The 380-nt window shown below is 71.6% G+C and carries 1 protein-coding gene; it reads left to right on the top strand.

Annotated features, from left to right (window positions below):
* Positions 1-380 (top strand): penicillin acylase family protein (locus ACOADB_RS03855; protein WP_378596612.1); only part of this gene is annotated, 380 nt, incomplete at both ends.

Below are 380 nucleotides of genomic sequence, written 5' to 3'. Positions count from 1 at the left end.
ACGACCTCGACACCGTCGACGTCCCGGCGACCTGGGGGGAGACCCACCTCGCCCAGCCCGCGCACGCCCTCGCTGCAGACGACGGGTTCGACCCCGGCATCGCGTTCCTCCCCGTCGCAGGCGACCAGGACGCCGTACGCACGATGGGGTCGTGGCCCGCGATCAGTGATGCCGCTACCCGCGGAGCGGTCGCCCGCTACGTGTGGGACCTCGCGGACCGGACGGCTGGTGGCTGGATCGTCCCGACCGGAGCATCCGGCCTGCCCGGTGCGCACTACGACGACCAGCTGCCGTCCTGGATCGACGGTGAACTGGCTCCGATCGTCACCGACTGGGACCTGCTGGTCGAGGACACGTCCTTCCCGAACCGGGACCTGGCG

Source organism: Nocardioides sp. CPCC 206348, from assembly GCF_048654705.1.
In the GTDB taxonomy this organism is placed as follows: domain Bacteria; phylum Actinomycetota; class Actinomycetes; order Propionibacteriales; family Nocardioidaceae; genus Nocardioides.
The sequence above is the reverse complement of the archived record's forward strand: the minus strand, read 5'-3'. Positions and strand labels throughout refer to the sequence as shown.